General features: G+C 52.8%; 5 protein-coding genes. All 5 read left to right on the top strand.

Going from position 1 to position 4138, the window contains the following annotated elements:
* The first annotated feature begins 914 nt into the window (after positions 1 to 914).
* The 5 genes from HMPREF2942_RS00885 (at position 915) to HMPREF2942_RS00865 (ending at position 4094) form a co-directional block, all read left to right on the top strand.
* Positions 915 to 1637 carry an exonuclease domain-containing protein gene (locus HMPREF2942_RS00885; protein ID WP_070687969.1) on the top strand — a complete coding sequence of 241 codons (723 nt, stop codon included), beginning with the start codon at positions 915 to 917 and terminating at the stop codon, positions 1635 to 1637.
* Between the two features lie 191 nt (positions 1638 to 1828).
* Entirely contained in the window at positions 1829 to 2137 is a 309-nt protein-coding gene (locus HMPREF2942_RS00880) for a hypothetical protein (protein WP_141755578.1), read from the top strand.
* A gap of 210 nt (positions 2138 to 2347) precedes the next feature.
* Positions 2348 to 2569, top strand: a complete 222-nt coding sequence (locus HMPREF2942_RS00875) for a hypothetical protein (protein ID WP_070687965.1) — start codon at positions 2348 to 2350, stop codon at positions 2567 to 2569.
* A gap of 185 nt (positions 2570 to 2754) precedes the next feature.
* A complete protein-coding gene (locus tag HMPREF2942_RS00870; protein WP_070687963.1) occupies positions 2755 to 2976 on the top strand; it encodes a hypothetical protein in 222 nt (73 codons plus the stop codon).
* Between the two features lie 251 nt (positions 2977 to 3227).
* Positions 3228 to 4094, top strand: coding sequence for a hypothetical protein (locus HMPREF2942_RS00865; RefSeq protein ID WP_141755577.1), 867 nt, complete (start codon positions 3228 to 3230; stop codon positions 4092 to 4094).
* Positions 4095 to 4138 lie beyond the last annotated feature (44 nt).

Here is a 4138-nt window from a genome sequence, read left to right as displayed (position 1 = left end):
CTAGCCATTAGAAGCTTATTTCCGGAGGCGCTACCGGTGGTGGATTAGTGTGCACACCAGACGGCGTTCCGGACATATAAAAGCGGGACTACTAACAGTGTGGGCGCACTGCCAGTAGCCCCGCGTGTGAGTGCCTAGAGCTTAGTCACAAAATCAACAATCTGGACCATTGCCGCAAGCGTGACAATGATCCCTGAGACTAGCTTCAGCAGGATAGCGTATCGCTTATCCACGGTTCTCACCTCCCTTCATTATGAGGGGGTTTGAAGTGGCCTCGCAGCTGTGCTGCGGGGCCATTTTTCCATTCTAAGGAAGTGGTATAGGATGTGCCACCGCCTTGCGTCCCATCTGGCTCAGGAATAAGTCACATTTAAGGTGCTGAACCCCGCTTTTGAGGGGTTGAATGGGTGGAGGCGGCGTTTGCGTGTTCGCACTAAGCGTTTACGCTGCTGGCAGGTGGAGGGTTGCGCCTCCGCCTGCCAGTGCCTCTTTAGAGGGTAGGAACCTGTAGTGAGTAGCCGGACATCAACTTCCGCACTAGGGGCTAGAGCCCTGCACCTACCGAGATATGAGCGGCGAAGACGCCCTCAGTTCCTCGGGTCGTATTGAAGGTCCATACAGGGCATGTGTGCCGCTCGTGAAGTCCTCGTAGATCAGCACTGCGAGCGCTGGTGCTGTGTTGTGCTGTGGTGATGGGTGTTGCTGCGTGGATTTGGTGGTGTGGTCGGTGGGGGAGTGGAGAGATTGATTTAGAAAAGGGACAAACCTCCAAAATATTAATTCCTGCACATTTAAAAAATGCACAATGAAGGCATGGAAAACAGAATATGGCAATTAATAATTGTCATATTCTGAACCGTTTCGGAAATGCATTGCATATCATGTCATGATATGTGTAGGAAAGGATTTTAAAAATGGCACAGACCTGGTTTGAGAATGGCTATGTTGCTTTTGATACTGAAACCACTGGCGTGCAGGAAAAGACCGACCGCATTATCAGTGCTTCTTTGTTGTATTACAATGCCGCCCACGTTTTGGTGAGGCGCCGTACGTGGCTCATTAATCCCGGTATTGAGGTGCCCGCTGCCGCTACTGCTGTTAATGGTTTGAGTACCGCATATGTGCACGATATGGGCATGGTTGCCCGTGATGGTATTGCTGAGATTCTGGCGGCTTTGGCGCAGTGTGTGCGCTACCGTATGCCTATTGTTGCCTTCAATGGGTCGTTTGATATGACGGTGCTTCTTCATGAGGGCCGCCGCCATTGTCTGGCTTTGGGTGATGACTTTGCTGATATCTTCGGTGGCAATATGAGGTTGATTGATGGGTTGACTATGCACCGTAAGGCACATCTGAAATGGCGTGGTCGCCGTAATCTTGGTGCTTTGTGTCAGGTGTATGGTGTGGAGCTTGGGGCGGCGGCGCATAATGCGACTGCTGATGCGCGGGCGGCCGCTGAGCTGAGCGTCAAGCTCACTGCTGAGAGTCCTGAGCTGTTTGAGGTGGATGCTTTGAGTCTGCACATGGCGCAACAGGGTTGGTATGCCGCTCAGATGGAAGACTTGCAGGCGTATTTGCGGGTATCTCGTGGTGATGTTTCGATTCAGTGCCCGCCTGGTTGGCCTGTGCGTTACTAGGGGCTAGAAGCTTTAGTTCAGGGGCGGGGTGGTGGGTCCCCGCCTCTGGGGTGCTCTTTCTTAGGGGTGTTGCTGCGGCGGACCAATTTGCTGAAGGGACATTCTGTTCAAAATAGCAGAATCATCTGCCGCCACTGAATTACATTAAAGAACACAAGATGTCATAGTGGAGAAAGAAAAATGTGAAAGCTATGCACCCTGTGATCAGAGAATTCGTGATGGATGCCGCCCTAGCAAGGATGCGCACCACCATCACCGTCGAGCTTAAGCCTGCTTGTATAGATGGCTATTTCTTCAGCTCGCCCACCTACCACGTCATTACCCCTGATCCGGTTGCGGGGTACATGAGCATCCTGCTACGGAACTACCCACGCTACGGTGAAGACACCACCGTCAATACCCCGCGTACCGCAGGCCAGTACCCGGCCACCACCGCCGAACTTACCGCCGCCCTGAGTCGACTAGGTTGGCGCCGCCGCCCGGATACCCTCATTGCCTAGCATCTTGCATAAAATCCCATTTCCAAAAGGATGTGAAGAATGCATATATTCATTCTTTGCACCCTTTATCTTTTCCCTGAATATTTTTCAACTAAATACCTAATTTACCAAAGGGACAAATAGGGAATTTCTAGAATTGGCTGCGGGAAAAAATAGGAAGATGGTCATATCGGATAACACATTAAATTCAAATCCTAATTGGAGGAAAAAATGACCTACTACGTCGAATACTGCACCTGTCCCGTAATCCCCGTCGAACATTTCACGGTCTTCTCAAAAGCACACCCGGAAAACGGCGGTGTTTGCTGTACGACTCGACTTGAGCACGGCGGTGCCTTCGACATGAGCGCTGTCATAGAAGAGGACGCCCGCCGTCGCACCTTCACATACCGCTGGCGCGCTCTGTTCCGCCGCCTTTTCCAGCGCCGCTAAAGGCTAACCCACCCCGTCCCGTTATCCGGTAAGGCGCCCGGGTACCTATCCCCCCCTTAGGGGTGATAGGTACCCGACCGCTCTTGATTTGGGTTTGGGACATACGAGGGAAAACTCAGAAATTGCCCCCTAATAAACAGCATGATGACCCTGTCACAACCACCTAAATTTTTGGAGGCATCATCATGCACACTGTGGAAATCCTTGAGCTTCTGCTGTACTTGCTGGCACTGGTTGCCCTGCTTATCATTTACTGGCTCACGGCGGGTCTTCTCAAGGCGTACAACGCTCAGCAGAAGGAAGCTGAGGCGGCTCACCTCATCACCCTTCAGGGAACCGCTGAGAATGCCGCTGAGAACGGCACAGAGTCCATAGAGGACGCTGAAGGCACAGGCTCCATAGACTAGCCAAACGCCTAGCTGAAAGCATCTGGCACTACCTGCAAAGAAGGGTAGTGCCAGAGGCTAGCAGCCCGTTCTTTACAAGGGGGACATAATAGAGAAAACCCAGGGGCCCAGGACGACACCAGCAGCATGATGAACATACCTCCCCCCCCCACATAAACTACTAACCAATCCACCTAAAGAAAGTGAGAGCCATAAAGATGCAAACAACCGCACGGGATACCTTGAACCACCTGCTAGCAACAGATCCGTTCTTGCGTGAAACCCTGGTCTTGAATCAGGAGCCCCACAACCCCAACAACTACGACGAAGCCTATGCTTTCGAAGATGACGCTAGTGAGAACCTCAGCCGAGCTAAGTCCTTGCTCGCCACCTATAACCGCTACGCCAAGAAGCTGCGCAAGCACAATCTAACCGCCACCAAGATCGTCCTCAAGGCCCTGAAGGATCAGGCATACGCCCATAAAGATCGCCTGATTGACCCGCTACCGCACTACGGCGCCCCCACCCTCACCGGTGAGCCCCTGCAACTGACCAGCACCCTTCAGGTACAAGCCGGTAGCATCCTACAGTCGTCGGCCTGCTTCTGGATTCGCCCCAATGATCTGGCGCAAGCCCGTATCGTGAAGTTTGTGGTTGGCCAGGTGGAAGCTGTGAACCTGGCTGAAGGCTATGCCACTGTACGAACCTCTGACGGGGAGCGCTTCACCCTGCAGCCGCTTGGGCGTACCGATACGGCCCTACTGGGCTGTGACGGTCAAAGCCTTGAAGTGCCGATCTTACCGATTGCTGGGGCGACGTTGGAAGAAGCTGAGCACAAGCATGCTCACGATACCCGTCTGCAGGCCTTCATCGATTACCTGCAGACATCTGTCGAGAAATACACTCACCCCAGTGTGAGCAGCATGTACTACTCCCATGCTCGGGCCCAGTATCGTCCCACCTTCGATCACGCTCCTTTCAGTGGGAACCCTGAAACGCTCGAGGAAGAATATGCCCACGTCGAAAGTGTGTGTACTGATTTCTACCGTGATGGAGGGCTGCTCGATCAGCTTATCGATACTACTGGCCAGAAGCTTGATGCTGCTCTAAAGGCATATCGTCAAGAGCTTCAGCGCTAAAGAAATTACCAAATTAGGGGGCACCTCATATATGAGGTGCCCCC

The sequence above is a fragment of the Rothia sp. HMSC071C12 genome (genome assembly GCF_001813895.1).
GTDB classification, from domain to species: domain Bacteria; phylum Actinomycetota; class Actinomycetes; order Actinomycetales; family Micrococcaceae; genus Rothia; species Rothia mucilaginosa.
This window is presented reverse-complemented; position numbering and strand designations above follow the sequence as displayed.

Coding starts and splice junctions, on each gene's coding strand:
- HMPREF2942_RS00885 (WP_070687969.1), top strand. CDS start 915: ATGGCACAGACCTGGTTTGAGAATGGCTATGTTGCTTTTGATACTGAA.
- HMPREF2942_RS00870 (WP_070687963.1), top strand. CDS start 2,755: ATGCACACTGTGGAAATCCTTGAGCTTCTGCTGTACTTGCTGGCACTG.
- HMPREF2942_RS00875 (WP_070687965.1), top strand. CDS start 2,348: ATGACCTACTACGTCGAATACTGCACCTGTCCCGTAATCCCCGTCGAA.
- HMPREF2942_RS00880 (WP_141755578.1), top strand. CDS start 1,829: ATGCACCCTGTGATCAGAGAATTCGTGATGGATGCCGCCCTAGCAAGG.